Raw genomic sequence first — 16552 nt, forward strand, 5'->3', positions numbered from 1 at the left:
AACTGACAAACTGTCATAGCACAGGAAGTTGCTAAAATGGATATCCTACGCCCAGGTTGATATTGAGAAAGTTGGACTGTGTTCTTTTGAAAAGCTTATTAAATTCCAGTTCGTCCAGGACGAAGCGCTGTAACGACGGATCATATACTTTCACCCCGAAATCAAATCTCAGGACAAAAAAAGACAGGTCATAACGAATTCCAAAACCTGTCCCGATCGCGATTTCACTCAGGAACTTGTTTGCTTTCAGTTTTTGTGATTCGGTAGCAGTACTGTTGAGGTTCCACACATTTCCTACGTCGATAAACAATGCATAATTGATGTCGCCAAAGAACTTAGCAAGAAATCCGCGGTATTCGAGGTTTCCTTCGAGGACAAATTCTCCTGGAGACTCAATCGATAGGCTATCGGAAGTCAGCCGGGGAAGCGATGACCCGGGGCCCAGCCTTCGGGGCAGCCATGCTCTCAGACTGTTCGAACCTCCGGCAAAAAAGTATTTTTCGTAAGGTGGCACCTTGCTGTCGCCGTAACTGTAAATAGCACCGGTATTGATCCTGGCAACAAAAGCCGAACGTTTGCCGGTTGGCCAATAGCGCCGAAAGTCTACATTCCCCCGCAGATACTTATAAAACTGCAATTCGCCCTGCAAATCGCCGAAAACATTCTTGATAAGTTGTTTCTGGCCCGGCAGGACATTGAGCGAAGTTCCGCCCGATTCCAGTGCAACGCGGAGGTAACGCGCATTTTTAGGTGGGCCGATCAAAGAATTGGTATTATATACAAAATTGAAGTTAATGTCCGATACAAATGATTTCTGAAAACTGTTGATCAGGTTATTTCCCTGCGATTGAAGGGCAACCAACAAATCTTGGAAATCTTGGCGTATATTCTGTGTGTTCAGAATATTGAGATCAATCAGTGATAAATTGAAGAGGGTGGTATTGGTAGGTTGCCACGAATAGGTAGTGGATATTTTGACATTCGTCCGGGTATATTCCGGCCGGTTTACGTAATTATAGCCAAGCCCGACTTGTGTCCGTGGGTTAAAGCCCGCGGTTTGTTTCTGAAAAGGGTTTCCTGGAAAAATCAGTCGCGGGAATATAAGAGAAGTGTTCACCCCCACTTCCTCACTGCGATATATTTGCCGGTTACCCAAAAAACCGGGTACCAGCTCGATTCCACCTCTGATGCTGGTTTCAAAGTTTTCCAGTCCGTTGAAAACATTTCTGATCTTATACGTCAAATTGGCAAACGGGCCTGGGGCACCCTGCAGCTGTATTACGTTAAGGCCTATATCCGTAGATATCTGATATTTTTCAAGCGGAATCACTTTGAATGAGCTATTGATCCCCTTACCGGTTGAGTCGAAAGTGTAGTTGTAATTAACAAAGCGGAATTGGTCAGTAAGCGAAAGCTGCTGCTGCGTATCCCGCTCTTTTTGCTGACTGTAATATGCGCCGGGGCGTACCTGAATTTTCGTGTCCAGGATTTTGGTAGAGAATTTTTTATCGGCAAAAATATAATTGATGCCCTGGAAATTAATCGTATCCTTCCTGAAAAGTGAATCAGGCAAACCGGAGGGGGAAAGGACTTCAAAATTTACCGATGAGATCTTATACCGGGCCTGCTTGCTGTTCGGGGAAGGTACATCAACCAAAACATTGACGTCTACGGATTTAAATAAACTGTCCGTGGCAGCATTCGTGATCGTATCATTGACCAGGTAGGTAACATTCTGACGGGAAAAACCAAAGTAACCCTGATTTCGCAGCAACGTCTCAATCCTGATCCTTTCTTCTTCAAATGAATCGCCATCGTACCGTTTTTTACTGACGAGTGTAGCTTCCTTGTTATTTGCCTTAAGAATGCTGTCCGCGAGATTGTTTTTTACCTGATACCTGATGTTGTTGATCATGGTAGGGCGGTTCTCGGAGATAAGGTAATTGACCCTGATCCGATTAAAGATCGTATCCTGCTTAAAATGCACAGCTGCTTGAAAAAAACCATTGTTATACAGGTATTTCTGCATTTTCTCGGCATTCTGGGATACTTCATTGATATTGAAATAAACCGGGGCCTCGCCAACTACCCGCATCCAGAAATTGCCCTGGTCGGCTCGGTTCTGTGCTTTTTCCAGTTTTTTGGCATATCGGCGCTGTACCTTTTCCAGCTTTCGCGGAGAATTTTCGTAAATGCGTGATTCTTTCTGATAATTTTGCGTGACTTCAATTACTTTTCGCAGCTTTTCTTCCCGGTTGTAAAATAGCTCGCCAAAACGGTACAGACCGACATACGGAAAGAACGGAAGGCCAAGAAAACGGCGGTTGGGTTTTTGAGGAATAAGGGCATCGAGCTCTGCATCGCTGATCACCCGATTGCCTTTAATTGAAGAATTTCCAAGGTAATAACTTTTGGACTGTGTTGCGGACCTCGGTGCGCAGGAAGCCAATCCCATAAGAAAAAGGAAGAGATACCAGCTATATGTAATCCTGAAATTAATATTCAATGCTCTCGAAAAATCGTATAAAATATATTAACTCACTTAAAATCAAGAAATACCGGCAGGTTCATCAGTCTTTTATTATCGAGGGTGCCAAGAGTGTGCTGGAATTGCTGAATTCTGATTTCAAAATTGAGTTTGTACTTGTAACAAAGGAATTTCAACAAAAATACTCAAGTATTTTAACCCGGCATAATGCACTTTTAGAAACGGTTACTGCGGAAGAATTGCAGGGATTGGGTTCGTTTCAAACGAATGATTCTTGCCTGGCTGTTGCTAAAACAAAGCAAAACGATTTTTTGTCTCCCGAAAAAACAGAATATGTCCTGGTTCTGGATGATGTTCGTGACCCTGGAAACCTCGGTACGATCATCAGGGTTGCTGACTGGTACGGTATCCACAAAATCATCTGCTCGAATGATACCACAGATATTTATAATCCTAAAGTAATCACTGCCAGCAAGGGATCTTTTTTGCGGGTCAATGTTTTTTACACGGATCTGTCGTCGTACCTGGCCGAAAACGCAGCTGGTAAAAATATAATCGGAGCGTTTCTGGGAGGAGAATCGCTGTATGATTTCAATTTTTCAGCAACCGGAGGTTTCATCGTGATGGGTAATGAATCCAATGGGATCGGCGAGGAGGTGGCGTCTCTTGTTACCAACAAAATCACAATTCCCAGAGTCGGAGAAGCAGAATCTCTGAATGTAGGGATCGCTACCGCAGTGATGCTGGATAATCTGCGGCGGCAGATCCCAGGATAGCGACCCTATTCGTGTGCCGCCTTGTGTGAAAGTTCCTCTGCGTATTCTTTGCCAAGATACTTATCGATAAAATAATGGGCTATATAAAGCAGAGGTGTGAGGAGTATCGCAACTATTCCTTTGTACAGGTAATTGATGCTGCCTACTGAAAAAACCTGTTTAAGGTCCCAGTTTCCAAAAATATAAAACGCAATTCCGATCACCAGGAAACTGTCGATCAATTGAGAGAACATGGTTGAACCAGTGGCGCGGAGCCAGATAAAGCGGCTGCCTGTTTTTCGGCGCAGCCATGAAAATACAAATACGTCAAGCAACTGGCCGAGGAGAAACGCTACAATGGATCCGATCATAATGCCCAGTCCCTGATTGAAGATTTTGGAAAAAGCATCATTGATATTGAAGACATTTCCCTCTTTATCAGTATTGTTGAGGTCAAGCCAGAACTGCGCAGGTGGTAACTTGGTGGAGACGAAAATGGTGATAAAAGTATAAACGATAAATCCTGCCGTGAGAAAGGAAATCCGTTTTACACCTTTATGCCCGAAATATTCATTGATTATATCGGATGTGATAAATACCACAGGCCAGTTGACCACCCCCGCGGTCATATTGAAATCCAGCCGCTGGCCACCAATCAGCAGCTGTGCCGGAGGAATACCCAGCAGCGATTCCACAGAGAAAATCTTGCCGCCGACAATTTCAGCGATCAACGCGTTGGTCAGAAAAATTCCGCATAGCAGCAGGAACAGACGTTGTCTTTTGGCGTCCTGTAAAGTATTAGCTGTAGTGATCATTAATTCGTGCTGCTTTGCTGACTGGGAGGTTTGATTACTATTGTTTATGCGATGATGTCCTCAACTGTTTTGTTCGATAAAACCCGATGTGTTTCGAGAAAGTATTCGAGTTTGTCCATCGCCTGGTTCAGCTCATCAATTGTGGGAAGGAAAACGATCCGGAAATGGTCATCGGTAATGTAATTAAAACCGGTACCTGCTACCACCAGGACCTTCTGGTCACTCAACAGATCATATACGAACTGTTCATCAGAATGCAGCCCGAATTTTTTAAGGTCTATTTTCGGGAACACATATAAAGAACCTTTGGGTTTAACGCACGTAATTCCGGGGATCGAAGTCAGGCGCTCATAAACAAGGTTCATTTGCTTGTGCAGCCTGCCGGATGGGACAACGAGTTCTTTGATGCTCTGATAACCTCCCAAAGCAGTCTGAATTGCATATTGTGTCGGGACATTAGCACAGAGGCGCATACTGGCGAGAAGCAGCAATCCCTCCGAATAGGATTTCGCTTTGTGCTTGGCCCCGCTCAGGATCATCCACCCGCCGCGAAAACCGGCTGAACGGTAATTTTTAGAAAGACCGCCATATGTCACGCAAAGCGTGTCGGTAACGAAAGACCCCATCGGATAGTGCACGGCACCATCATATAAAATCTTGTCGTAGATCTCATCGGAGAAAATGATCAGACCGTGTTCTTCCGCAATCTTTGCGATACGGATCAAAACATCCTTCTCGTAAACAGCACCGGTAGGGTTGTTGGGATTGATCAGAACAATGCCTTTGGTGCGGGAAGTAATCTTGCTTTCCAGGTCAGCAAGGTCTGGGTTCCAGTCGGATTCTTCATCGCAGACATAATGCACGGGTTTTCCGCCGCTCAGCGCAATAGAGGCCGTCCACAAAGGATAGTCCGGAGACGGTACCAGAATTTCATCACCAGGATTCAGCAAGGCCTGCATCGAGAGCAGAATAAGCTCACTTACGCCATTCCCAATGAAAATATCGTTGATTTCAACATCTTGAATACCAATTGTTTGTGTGTAGTGCATCACGGCCTTCCTCGCGGCAAACAGTCCTCTTGAATCAGAATATCCCTGCGCGTTACGAAGGTTCATGATGATATCATGAACGATCTCATCCGGAGAGTCAAATCCGAATGGTGCAGGATTTCCGATGTTCAGATTGTGGATCTTGTAGCCCTGGCTTTCCAGCTCAAGTGCTTTTTGATAGGTAGCGCCGCGAATCTCATATTTCAGATTGTTCAGACGCTGGCTTTTGAGGAATTCCATTGTTTTTAGATACGATAACAGACAAAGTTAAAAAATCCGGTTGTAAAACGTTCTATGGGATCCAACAACATTAAACACAAAAAAATCAGCCAGCCTGTTTCGGCCAGCTAATTTTCAGGCTATTTTCATTTCTCTATTTTCTTGCCAGGATTTCTTCCGCCACGCGCCACCCGTTAGCACCCATGTAACCGTATCTCAAATAAAAGGTTTTGGTTGCAGGATCATAGGTATTATTGGCTTTGGAGGCATTTGCCCAGGCAGGCAGATAAGGATCTGGCAATGCGGTATCAAATTGCGTGTAAGGTGCTCCCGCTGCCCCGGCCGACGGAGTTATAGTTACCTTATTGGTGGTCGGGTTAACAGTCAGATCAGCAAAATAGCCTGATCCTCCCAAATCTCCCAGTTCCACTTTAACTGTCGTCGGCGAGACAGTGACGACCGGCTTGTTTTTATTCACTGCCCTGGGTAGGGTGGGGTGATAAACATATCCGGAGGCTGCGTAGGTGGCGTCATAGATGTTTTTTGCTTTAACAGCCAGCAATATTGTGCCAAAGTTACCGCTTACTTCTCCCACAGACACGGATTTAATTTGAATCGGGAGGACATAATTCTTCACAAAGTCAAATTTCTCTGTTTTAAGTTTGATTAGAACTTCTGCTGTGCGCTGCCCTTTTTTAATCACTACGGTAGCAGGAAAATGATAAAGGTCTGCAGTGATGACATCGAATTTTGCCTTTTGTTCCTCATTATACTGGCGTACTGCCGATGTATCCACACCAAGGGTTACCGTGATGTCCTGAGGAGCGACATGAGCTCCCGAGTAGCTCACGGTAACAGGATAATTTGCCTCTGGAGCCAGGTCAAATGCATTGTTGTACAGCGCATATTTACTACCATAGGGTGAGACAAAGGCTGACGGGTTTTTGAACTCAACCACATTAACTGATTTTTCGGGATCAAGCGCGACATTATCTTCGGTCAGGCAGGAGGAAAACAGCGTGGCCATCATTGCAAAGGCGAGCATTTTTATTTCATTTCTCATATCTTTAATCAATTGGGATCCCAGAAAATTTTGTCGGAAAATGGATTGATGACCTTGTAGTTGGCGGAATTGTAAGATAACTCTGATGAAGGATACATGATCCGCGACGGGAGTTTATCAGCCCTGGTGGAGTTGGATTTATTGGAAGCCATGTTGTGATAACCGTCCCCTGTCGGCTGCGTGACGGGAAAGCCTGTCCTGCGGTATTCGTTCCAGGCTTCATCGCAATTGATCATATTGAGCGCAATGTATTTTTGCGTAATGATCGCCTCCAGTTTTTCGGCCGGTGTTTTGGCAAGAGCAACATTGACGAGGTAACTCTCCTCATTATCCGTTTTGTATTGTTCAACATCAGATTTGACGTCTTTTCCGGATGCTACAAGGTTGGTGACGTCTTTGTACAAATAAGTGAATGAAGCGATAATTCCCTGCTCAAAGTTTTCCTCGAATTTGCCGGGTATGAGACCTTTCAGCCTCGCCTCTGCCTGCAGGAAATTCGATTCGGCCACAAGCATGAGCGGCTGCCCCTGCGATGGACCTTTCATAATTCCCTGCGAATTTGTAATACTGGAGGAGCTGTTAAAAACACCGGTGTACCAGGTCGAATAGTTGGTGACTACCGTTGGGGCATTCGTTTCGTTTCCAAGTTGATTTACGGGTGTTCCATTAGTCGCGAAGTTTTTGAAAATCACCAGGCCTCTGCCTTCATCGGTTAGCTTTTGCCCTTTGTAAAAGCCGTAAATAAATTGTGCAGGAATACGTGCCGAATTAGCAATGGCACCTGCGGGAGTATATCCCCAGCTGTTCCATAGCGGGTTCGGTCTGTCTCTTACATATCCTGGATTGACTATTGCATCTTCGGTCAGGAAGCCCAGCTTCTGGTCGATTTTTGCAAAATGGTCTTTAGTAAAAGCGGCCAGGGCGGGCAGACCGGAAATCCGGATCAGCAATCTTAATTTCAGGGTATTGGCAAACTGTTTCCACCTGTTCATATTCCCGCCAAACAATGGATCGGATGAAGGATTTAGTGTTACCGGGGATTTGGCATTGTCTATGACCGCAATAGCTTCATCCAATTTCACGACGAGGTCCTGGTAAATTGCGGCCGCATCATCGTATTTGGGGGTAAGGTTTTCATTGCTTTTCAAAGCTTCCGAATACGGAATGTCATTGTATGCATCTACTAATCGCTGGTAATTCAGCACAGTCATGATCATTGCTGAAGCCTTAAAATAAGACTGTTCATCCTGATCTTTTGACTGATCAATTACATATTTGAAATCCTGAAGATTATCGTAAGAATTGACCCAAATGGTGTTATGGTCTCCCGGAACAAGGTTGTAATTCAGCAAACTGCCAAATCCTGAATATCCCCCGGCATTTGCCATGTAGCCTGCAAAATGCGCTGCATGACTACTGAATGCGTTGGACACGGACGCAGAACCCACAATAGCCTGCGGAAGTACCAGTTCGGCAGATGCGCTGGTGGCATAATTGGGGTTTGTGTTTATATCAAGATAGTCGGTGCAGGAGGGCAGGGCGAGCAAAGCCAAGAGCCAGAATCGATTATATTTTCTCATATCAGTTGCTTAAAATGTTAGGGATACTGTTCCGCCGAAGTATCGGGCAGGAGGTGTTTGGGCCAGATTGGTGATACCTACGGCATTGTTGTCGGCTCCGTTGGAGCTATACTCAGGATCGGTATACAGGTTGGATTTGGGAACCCAGATGAACAGGTTGCGTCCCTGCACGCTGATCGTGACACCTTGTATGAATTTTGTTTTGGCCAAAATAGAAGCGGGAAGCTGATAAGAAAGTGAAGCCTCTCTCATCTTCCAGAAACCCGCTGAGTTGATGTAGTTTTCGCCAATGTTTGTATTACGGGTTCCATCTGTCCAGAAATCGGCTCCTCCGCTTCTCACAGCGATATTCGTGTTTGGAACATATTGCCCTTCGGCATTCTTATAAGATGAATTGGGGACTACGAAACGGTCGCGATTGTACCAGGCTGTACGGATACCAGCTCCGGAAAAGTCGTACCCGGTTGCGATGGAATTGAAAATGTAATGTCCGTTGCGGTATTCAAACAATGCACTTAATCGGAGTCCTTTGAATTTGATAGTGCCATTTGCCCCGAGGATGTGCGGCGGGTTTGTTACACCTATATCGCTGAAGGTGCCGTCGGATGAAGGATAACCGGTTTTGGCATCAACAATAATCCTTCCCTGCGGATCGCGGTTATAAGTCGTTGTCTGAAGTAGCGGAAAAGGTGAGCCAACTTTGGCGAGTACCCTTGCTACGGCGCCCACACCGGCGAGCGTTAGTTGGTTCGACCCTTCCGACAGGGATAAAACTTTATTTCTGTTGTGGGTGTAATTAGCGCCCAGCGATACTTCCAGCCCATAGGATGTTTTGAGCGGAGTGAGGTTGAGGTATATTTCCATCCCTTTGTTTTCCACTTCCCCCACATTGGTGGCCAAGCTGTTAAACCCGGTTGTAGATGATATCAGGACTGAGATGGTCTGATCAACCGTGTTGGTCTTATAAAATGTAAGACCGCCACTGATTTTAAACGGTTTTATATCAAAATCAAATCCTCCTTCAAGGCCCGTCGTTATTTCCGGTTTGATGTTCGGTGCGACAATGTTATCACCCATTGTAAAACCGGCACCGCTGGAATAGGGATAACCGTAGATCTGAGAAAATGTAGTGTTTAATGCATAAGCCCCGTAAGTTGTCCCGAACTGGTAGGGAGTTGTGTTCGCCAGGTTCACCTGCCCGACCTGCGAATATCCTCCACGTATTTTCAGGCTTTGCAACCAATTTGACTGGTTAAGAAAAGGAAGCGCATCCGAGGCTATGAATGACAGGTCGACAGACGGATAAAAGAAAGATCTGTTGTCTTTTGCAAGAACCGATCTCCAGTCGTTTCTGCCGGTAAAGTGCAGGTAAATGTAATCCTTGAATCCGATACGTGCCTCGCCATACACACCTGCCTGTCGTGCTTTATATATGTTCTCCAACACCGTAGGGTTAGTCAGACTATTCCCGGCATTATATAAATCGTCGATAACGAGGCCGGTTATACCAGCGGCCAGATCTTTGCGGCTGTTTTCACGAAATGTGACTCCCAGCGCGAGATTGAGGCTTATATTTCGGGAAAGGCTGTTTTTGTACTCAGCAATAAAATCGTTGACAAGTTGTGTCGTGAATCCCGCGTAATCGGCCACAGTTCCGGGAATATCCCTTTTCGAACTCCCGGAAATTCCTTTGGTATAGTTAGAATAAACAAATTTCCCCGTGTGTATTTTGTTAGTATTGTTTTTGGTACTGATCCCTACCCGGTAAGTGAGTGTCAGCGGTTTCACAGGATTCCATTTCACTTCCAAATTACCCTGAAAATAATCGTTGCGGGCCTTGTTTCGTGTGTTGGATAATGTGAAATAGGGATTTTGGTAATATTCGTTATAATAACCGTTCGGGTTCGCAAACGGATCGGTTCGCCAGTTTTCGTACTTGGTAATGTCCACATGCTGGGGCGACATGAGCAGGCTTTGATACGCCTCGAGTGTCGCCAAACTATTGTCGTACCGATTGGCGATAAAGTTGGCGTTAAAAGTGGCTTTCAGGGTTTTATAAATATTACGGGTGCTGTTTGCCCGTATACTGTAACGCTTGTAATTATCATAAGGAACCGTCGAAGTTTGATCAAAATATTGCCCTGACAGATAATACGTGCTCTTTTCATCACCGGAAGACAAACTAAAGTCGCTTTGATTTGCAATGCCGGTTTTCCAGAAATTTTCCCTCGAATTTTGCGCTGTGTAGGGGACCGTCTGTATCGATCCGTCTTGAAGGGGCTTGCCTATCGGCACCATCGTACCATCAAAAGCGGGGCCATACTGCTGATTTTCGTAAGGTGTATAACTTGGCACGTCGTCAGGCGTAGTGCCGGAACCGAAGCCGTTTTGAAGTTGGGGGAGGAAACTTACTTTTTCGAACGTAACGGTATTGGAGATTTTAATTTCTGTCTTGCCCGATTTTCCTTTTTTGGTAGTAACAATCAATGCACCGTTGGAAGCGTCGGAACCATATAATGCCGCTGCGCCGGCACCGTTCAATACCTGAATATCATCAATGTCCTCCGGGTTCATATTGCCCAGGATATCACTTGTAGATATGATGTTGTCGATAATCACCAAAGCCTGGTTGTTTCCTGTCAGTGACCGGTTTCCCCGAAGCACAAGCCGGTAATTCGGGTTTGTCCCACTGCTTACTGCGGACACAAGCAGTCCCGGAACGCGACCCGCAAGGCTGGAGGCGACGCTGGTAGGGCGGCCCTGCGAAATATCCTGTGCCTTGATTGTAGTAGACTGATTGCCCAGTTCCCGCCTTTGTGCTGTCAACCCTCCTGCGGTAATGACCACCTCGTTTAATGCCAACTCGTCCAGCACCAGTGAAATGTCCAAGTTCCCTTCGGCAGGTGCTTTCAGTTCCTGGTTCAGGAAGCCGATGTAGGAGAATAGCAGAGTTTGTCCGGTTTTGGCCTGGATGCTGTACGTGCCTTTTTCATTGGTAAGGGCTCCGGTGTTGGTTCCTTTGATCCGGATGGAGACGCCCGGTAAAGGAGAACCGTCGTCCTGCGACTTCACGGTTCCGGATACCGTGCGGGTTTGGGCGTAGGACTGGCTACAAAAGAGCAGCAGCACCGCCAAAAAGAAGGGTAACGCTTTTTTCATCAAAGTAAGGTTTGTTGTTAACTCAGAAAATTTTATTGTTCTGAAATTACAACCTGAAAAATCTGTTTTTCGAACCTCATTTTGATGTAGTTATCCTTCGGCTTTATGGAAATTTTTTAACGGTTATATTTTCAGTGTAATCGGAAGAGATGCCGAGCAACGGTCAGAAGCTGCTTGTTTACTTCTACCGGAAATCTGGTAAAACTTGCCACTTGCCCGGCTGTTCACAAGCGGTCTTTGGCGGGATCGGGCACAAAAAAGGCCGTCTCAAATTAAATGAGACGGCCTTTATCGTAGTTCAGAATCGATCAGAATTTATCCCACCAAAGTTTAGTGGTTGCAAGATCACCGCCGATAGCGTCAGCAGCGGAAGAACGGTTTGCTCCGTTGAGTGTTTGCTCGTTGATAGGGTAGATCATGCGGACAGGAATGGCAAGTCCTGCCGGGGCGTTACCACCGGTTGGAGGAAGTAATTTTGGGAAATCCAGCCTTCTCCATTCAACCCATGATTCCCATCCTCTGTTGTAGAGTGCGAGCCACTTCTGGAAGCCAATTTTTTCTTTCCATGTAGCACCGGCAGTTGCATAGGCTACTTTTGGTTGCGCGAGGTATGCAGCCGCTGCGGTAGTAGCGGTAGCAGCAGGAACGCCTATATTGTCGAGCCAGTAAAGGATTGACGCTGTTACGCCTTTATTGTAATGCTCTGCGGCAGAACCAGTAATGAAACCTCTTTCCACAGCCTCGGCAAGTAAAAATTCAACTTCCGAATAATCCAGGATCATACCTTCCAGTGTGGGATCGATGATATTATCGCCTACGTGAGAGAATGCCGAATAGGTGTTAAGGAACCCGTATTTACCGCCAACAAATTTATCATCAACAGTGGTAAAAAATGCAGGTCTTCTTGGATCCATCAATTCATTCATCGGATTCAGAATCGTCTCCGAAGCTACGAAATCCTGACGGCTTGAATAAAGCGGGTTCATGTTCTGTGCGATCGGGTTGTAGTTCGGCGGTGTTGAAACGTAGGGGAATGCAGCTCTGTCAGCGTTTGAAGTAAACACTTTGGGCGCTGCTTCTGCCACCATCGTTTTAGCCTTCGCAGCATCGCTGTCTGCGATGATCATGGCCAGTTTCAGCTTGATTGAGTTGCCAAATTTAACCCATTTCGGGATGTCTCCCTGATAGAGAAGATCACCATTTCCAAACGGGGTTCCGCCACTTTCCAGTTTTGGTAACGCCGCATCCAGCCGGGTCAACAACGCATCGTACACAGTTTTTGCATCATCATATTTTGGAAGCGGCTTTTCCGGGTCGAGCGCTTCCGAATAAGGTATATTGCCAAATGTATTAACAAGATTGGCCCAGGTCAGAACTTCAACAATTTCAATTTGAGCAAGTTGTACGTCTTTGGTAGCGGGCAAAATAAACTCGTCCGCATTGATCAGCCTTTTCGCCTCATTGAGATCCGAAATCACCCCTTTGTATAATCCCTGCCAGAAATTTTGCGGGATAATACGGGCTGTTACATTATATCTTGGCTCGTCAAGATAAGTCGTGGTTGCCCAGTGCTGCACATACAGACGATAGTTGTTAACATTCACGTTCGGACTTGTGAGTGTATCGGCAAGTCCTTTAAGTGCATTGGAGAACAAAGTTACGGGCGGTGCTACCGAAGGACGTTTGATGTCCACATTGTAGTCATCCAGACTGTCGACGCAAGCGGTCAACAGAAGTATGGGCAAAAAGAAAATGATTATCTTTTTCATATATTTTTTTAGAAACGGAATTTAACATTGAAACCATAACTTCTGACGGCTGGATAAGCACCACTTTGGTAGCCACCGGCTCCGCTTGAAATACCTGAGCTCAACCCCTCTTCCGGATCAGAATATTCCATGTTTTTGTGGATGATCCAAAGGTTACGACCAATCAGAGAAAGATCGATGGCTTTGAACGCGCGAAGTTTAGAAACAACCGATTGCGGAAGACCGAAAGTAAGCGCAACTTCTCTCAGTTTGACATAGCTTCCGTCATAGATATACATGGCACGTGGAGGATTGCCCGGATACCCGTAAGCAGTTGCGCCGTTACCGTCAAGGTTTTCGGCTCTCACATCATTAGGTGTACCATCTGCTTTCACACCCGGGAACAAAACACCTCCCGGATTTGGCAGCAGGTTCAATCTTTGTCCGTCTTCGTCATAAGCGTATGCAGGATCTCTTTTAGGATTGCCCAGTTCGTTCACGCCGGCAGTAATCGGATACATACCTGTGCCTTCACCATACCATTGATCCAGAGACCATACATCGCCCCCATGGCGGATGTCAAGCAGGAAATTAAGAGATACAGTTTTGTATTTAAGTGTATTGGAGAAGCCGCCGATCCAGTCCGGATTAGGATTTCCAATTATTCTGTCCGAAGCTGGAGTCGCTGCGTAAATACCGTTAGACTTCACGATCCGCTGCCCGTTCGCATGGTACTGATAGTCAGTTCCTCTGATGATACCGAAAGGTTGTCCCTCAGCAGCATTCAACGTGACGCCTCCCTGTGGTGCAGCTATCTCCACGTTGGTAACTTTGTTGTCACCTTCGCCGTACAGACTGAGTACCTTATTCCTGTTTCTTGCGAAATTGACGTTCATAGTCCAGGAAAAGTCGCCGCTTCTTACAGGCGTAACATAAGCTGATATTTCAATACCCTTGTTCTCAACTTCTCCGGAGTTTACATACCTGAATGAATAACCAGTCGCGGCAGAAATCCTTACAGGAAGTACCTGATCAAGTGTATTAGATCGGTAATAAGTAACATTAAGACCTACGCGATCATCAAGAAATGCTGTTTCAAGGCCGAATTCAAGATTTTTGGTACGCTCAGGTTTCAAGTTGGGATTATTCTTGGTGTTGCGAAGCGTAAAATATGGAATAGAACCGATACCAGTTGGTTTGTCATAAACGTCCAGTATACTTCCCCAAGGCGCATCGTTACCCACTTCTGCGTAGTTGGCGCTGATTTTACCCATCGTCAGCCAGTTTGTTTTTAAAGCCTCAAGATTCGAGAAATTGAAGTTGGCACCTATCGCAGGATAAAAATAGGTATTGTTCCCCTCCGGCAGGGTGGTAGATTTGTCCTGTCTGGCCGTAAGGTCAAGGTTCACAAGTTCCTTGTAGGCGAAAGAAGCCTGTCCGTAAAGACCGTCAACACCGATACGTTTGTAAACTTCCGACGGCGCTTCGATCGGGTTGATCGAGTTCAGCAACGAATAAAGGTTTGGTACCACCATACCTCCGTTGGTTTGTGCCCTGATCGACTCTTCTTTCGATCTCCGCATACTTCCTCCCAGTAAACCCGAGAAATAAAAGTCCTTGGAGATGCTTTTACGGAAATTCAGGATCAGATCAAGGTTAGTTTCATGGAAAGATCTGTTGAACCTTTTGTACTGGGATGGATCCGCACTTCCGAAAGCAATTCTTTCTTCCTGCATATCGCTGGTACCATTGTATGCGAACCGGCCGGTGAAGTCGACCCATGAAGCGATTTTGTAGACGGCTTGCGTGTAGCCGAAAAAGTTGTCGCGGGAGTCGTTAGAGTAGTTCTGGTAACGGGAGAAGTAAGGGTTTTCAGAGTAGATTGGCCCGTTTTCTTCGTAAGGAGCAGTAGGATCAGCCCAGTTCCAGGTAACGTTTTGGTTATTTCTGAAATAAGCATCTTTTTGTTCGATCAGATCCACGTTGGTCTGGAACCATTGCCTGAATTGCTGGTTCGGGTTTTTACCATCATAACCAGTTCCATACCTTCCCAAACCTTTGATCTGAGAATAGTTGGCATTTGCGGTAACTGTCAGCTTTTTCGAAAGATCGAATGATGCCGAGAAGTTGAAAAGGTTTTTGTTCAGCTTGCTGTTTGGAAGAACACCTTTTTCATCACTTCTTGTGTAACCAACTTTGAAAGTTGAATTTTCCCCTCCACCCGATATGTTAATGCTCTGGTTAGAGTTAACAGCTGTTTCGTAAAATTTGTCGGGGCCATTCTGTGCGGCAACCCATGGACGCATTTTGCCAAAATTTGGCGAAAAGGGATCGATCGCGTCCCACTGATAAACCATGCGGCTGGGATCAAATTTCGGTCCGAAAGAAGCATCAGCATCGAAAACGGCAATATCGCCTTCGCCTGAACCCAGGTCACCGCGATAGAACTGGTCAGCTGCACCGTCGCCGCCATAACCTGCACCGTATTCCTTTTGGTATCTTACAAAAGTCGATTTGTCAATTTTTCCCCAGGTTACACCACTGTTGACAGTTACATCAAAACTGTTTTTGCGTCCTTGTTTGGTGGTGATCAAAATTACCCCGTTGGAAGCACGTGAACCGTAGAGTGCCGTAGCAGCCGCACCTTTTAACACGTTGATAGAAGCGATGTTGTCAGGGTTGATATCCGATGCTGCGTTCCCGTAATCCGCTCCTGCCCGACCAGTTTGCTGATCCTGGGTGTTGTTGGTGGCATTGGATACCGGCACCCCGTCGATAACCCACAAAGCCTGGTTATTACCGGTGATCGACTTGTAACCCCGGATAACAACATTGGTAGATCCACCCATGTTGTTATTGGTTTTGATATCGAGCCCGGCCACTTTACCAGCCAGTGAGTTCATTACGTTGGCGCCACGGGTCTGGGTAATCTGTTCCGCGGTCACCTGCTGAGCTGCGTACACAAGCTCGTTTCTTTTTCTTTGTTGGCCCAATGCTGTTACAACCACTTCCTGAAGTTGGCTGACATCATTTTTAAGCGTGATGTTGATGGTAGTGAGACTTCCTATTACTGCTTCCTGAGTTTGAAAGCCGATGAAGCTAAAAACAAGTGTAGCGCCCGATGCTGCTGTGATCGAGTAAGCGCCTTCGCTGTCGGTTGTAGTACCGCGATTAGTACCTTTCAAAGAAATGTTAACCCCAGGTAGTACTGAGCCGTCATCCGCTGTCACCTTTCCGGTAACCGCTCGATCCTGGGCATAAGCCTGCGCACTCAACAGAAGCAGGCATGCCATTAAGGATAATAGAGTATTCTTCATACTTAAATAAAAGTTAGGTTTGTTATGCAGACATAATATTGCAAAATTAATTATTGTTTTAACCATTACAATGATCAAATTGCAAATTTTCAAAATTTGCTTTGGTGTAACAGTATGTTTTAGCAAATTTTAATTTAAAGTAGTCTGTTTTTTGCGATTTTTTTAAATGTTTGAAATTTCTGAAATTGTTGTTCTAATTATATTTTTGTTAATGGATTGATGATTTTGTTAACTTTTTCGTATCATTACTACAAGGAGGCGATGAAGTTTGGCAATTGGCTTATGAAGAATTTCCAATAGTAATTAAGAATGGATCTAAATTAAATTGTGACAATTTTTTTTAAATCAATTACATCATA

Annotated in this window: 9 protein-coding genes; 1 reads left to right on the forward strand and 8 read right to left on the reverse strand. The window is 45.5% G+C overall.

The genetic code is table 11. From position 1 onward, the window contains the following. Positions 1 to 31: 31 nt before the first annotated feature. Positions 32 to 2455, reverse strand: coding sequence for a translocation and assembly module lipoprotein TamL (gene tamL, locus FBF61_RS11710; RefSeq protein ID WP_138477414.1), 2424 nt, complete (start codon positions 2453 to 2455; stop codon positions 32 to 34). Between the two features lie 50 nt (positions 2456 to 2505). Between tamL and FBF61_RS11715 the strand changes: the two genes are divergently transcribed. After that, positions 2506 to 3264 carry a TrmH family RNA methyltransferase gene (locus FBF61_RS11715; protein WP_138477415.1) on the forward strand — a complete coding sequence of 253 codons (759 nt, stop codon included), beginning with the start codon at positions 2506 to 2508 and terminating at the stop codon, positions 3262 to 3264. Between the two features lie 5 nt (positions 3265 to 3269). Here the strand turns inward: FBF61_RS11715 and FBF61_RS11720 are convergent, their stop codons facing one another. From FBF61_RS11720 to FBF61_RS11750, 7 genes are all read right to left on the reverse strand, one after another. Next, on the reverse strand, positions 3270 to 4058 hold the full coding sequence (locus FBF61_RS11720; protein ID WP_138477416.1) for a queuosine precursor transporter: 789 nt from the start codon (positions 4056 to 4058) through the stop codon (positions 3270 to 3272). A 44-nt stretch (positions 4059 to 4102) separates the two neighbouring features. Then, complete coding sequence (locus FBF61_RS11725; protein ID WP_138477417.1) at positions 4103 to 5347, reverse strand: pyridoxal phosphate-dependent aminotransferase; 1245 nt, start codon at positions 5345 to 5347, stop codon at positions 4103 to 4105. Positions 5348 to 5480: 133 nt separating this feature from the next. Next, complete coding sequence (locus tag FBF61_RS11730; RefSeq protein WP_138477418.1) at positions 5481 to 6389, reverse strand: BT_3987 domain-containing protein; 909 nt, start codon at positions 6387 to 6389, stop codon at positions 5481 to 5483. Positions 6390 to 6397: 8 nt separating this feature from the next. Continuing rightward, entirely contained in the window at positions 6398 to 7969 is a 1572-nt protein-coding gene (locus FBF61_RS11735; protein WP_138477419.1) for a SusD/RagB family nutrient-binding outer membrane lipoprotein, read from the reverse strand. A gap of 9 nt (positions 7970 to 7978) precedes the next feature. Further along, the gene (locus FBF61_RS11740; RefSeq protein ID WP_138477420.1) at positions 7979 to 11128 is read right to left on the reverse strand and encodes a SusC/RagA family TonB-linked outer membrane protein; all 3150 of its coding nucleotides are present in this window, start codon (positions 11126 to 11128) and stop codon (positions 7979 to 7981) included. 308 nt (positions 11129 to 11436) lie between these two features. Then, positions 11437 to 12897, reverse strand: coding sequence for a SusD/RagB family nutrient-binding outer membrane lipoprotein (locus FBF61_RS11745; protein WP_138477421.1), 1461 nt, complete (start codon positions 12895 to 12897; stop codon positions 11437 to 11439). Positions 12898 to 12905: 8 nt separating this feature from the next. Continuing rightward, positions 12906 to 16193 (reverse strand): SusC/RagA family TonB-linked outer membrane protein, encoded by a 3288-nt coding sequence (locus tag FBF61_RS11750; protein ID WP_229215012.1) that lies wholly within the window; start codon positions 16191 to 16193, stop codon positions 12906 to 12908. Positions 16194 to 16552 lie beyond the last annotated feature (359 nt).

Origin of the sequence: Dyadobacter bucti (genome assembly GCF_005869225.1) — a bacterium.
GTDB classification, from domain to species: Bacteria; Bacteroidota; Bacteroidia; order Cytophagales; family Spirosomataceae; genus Dyadobacter; species Dyadobacter bucti.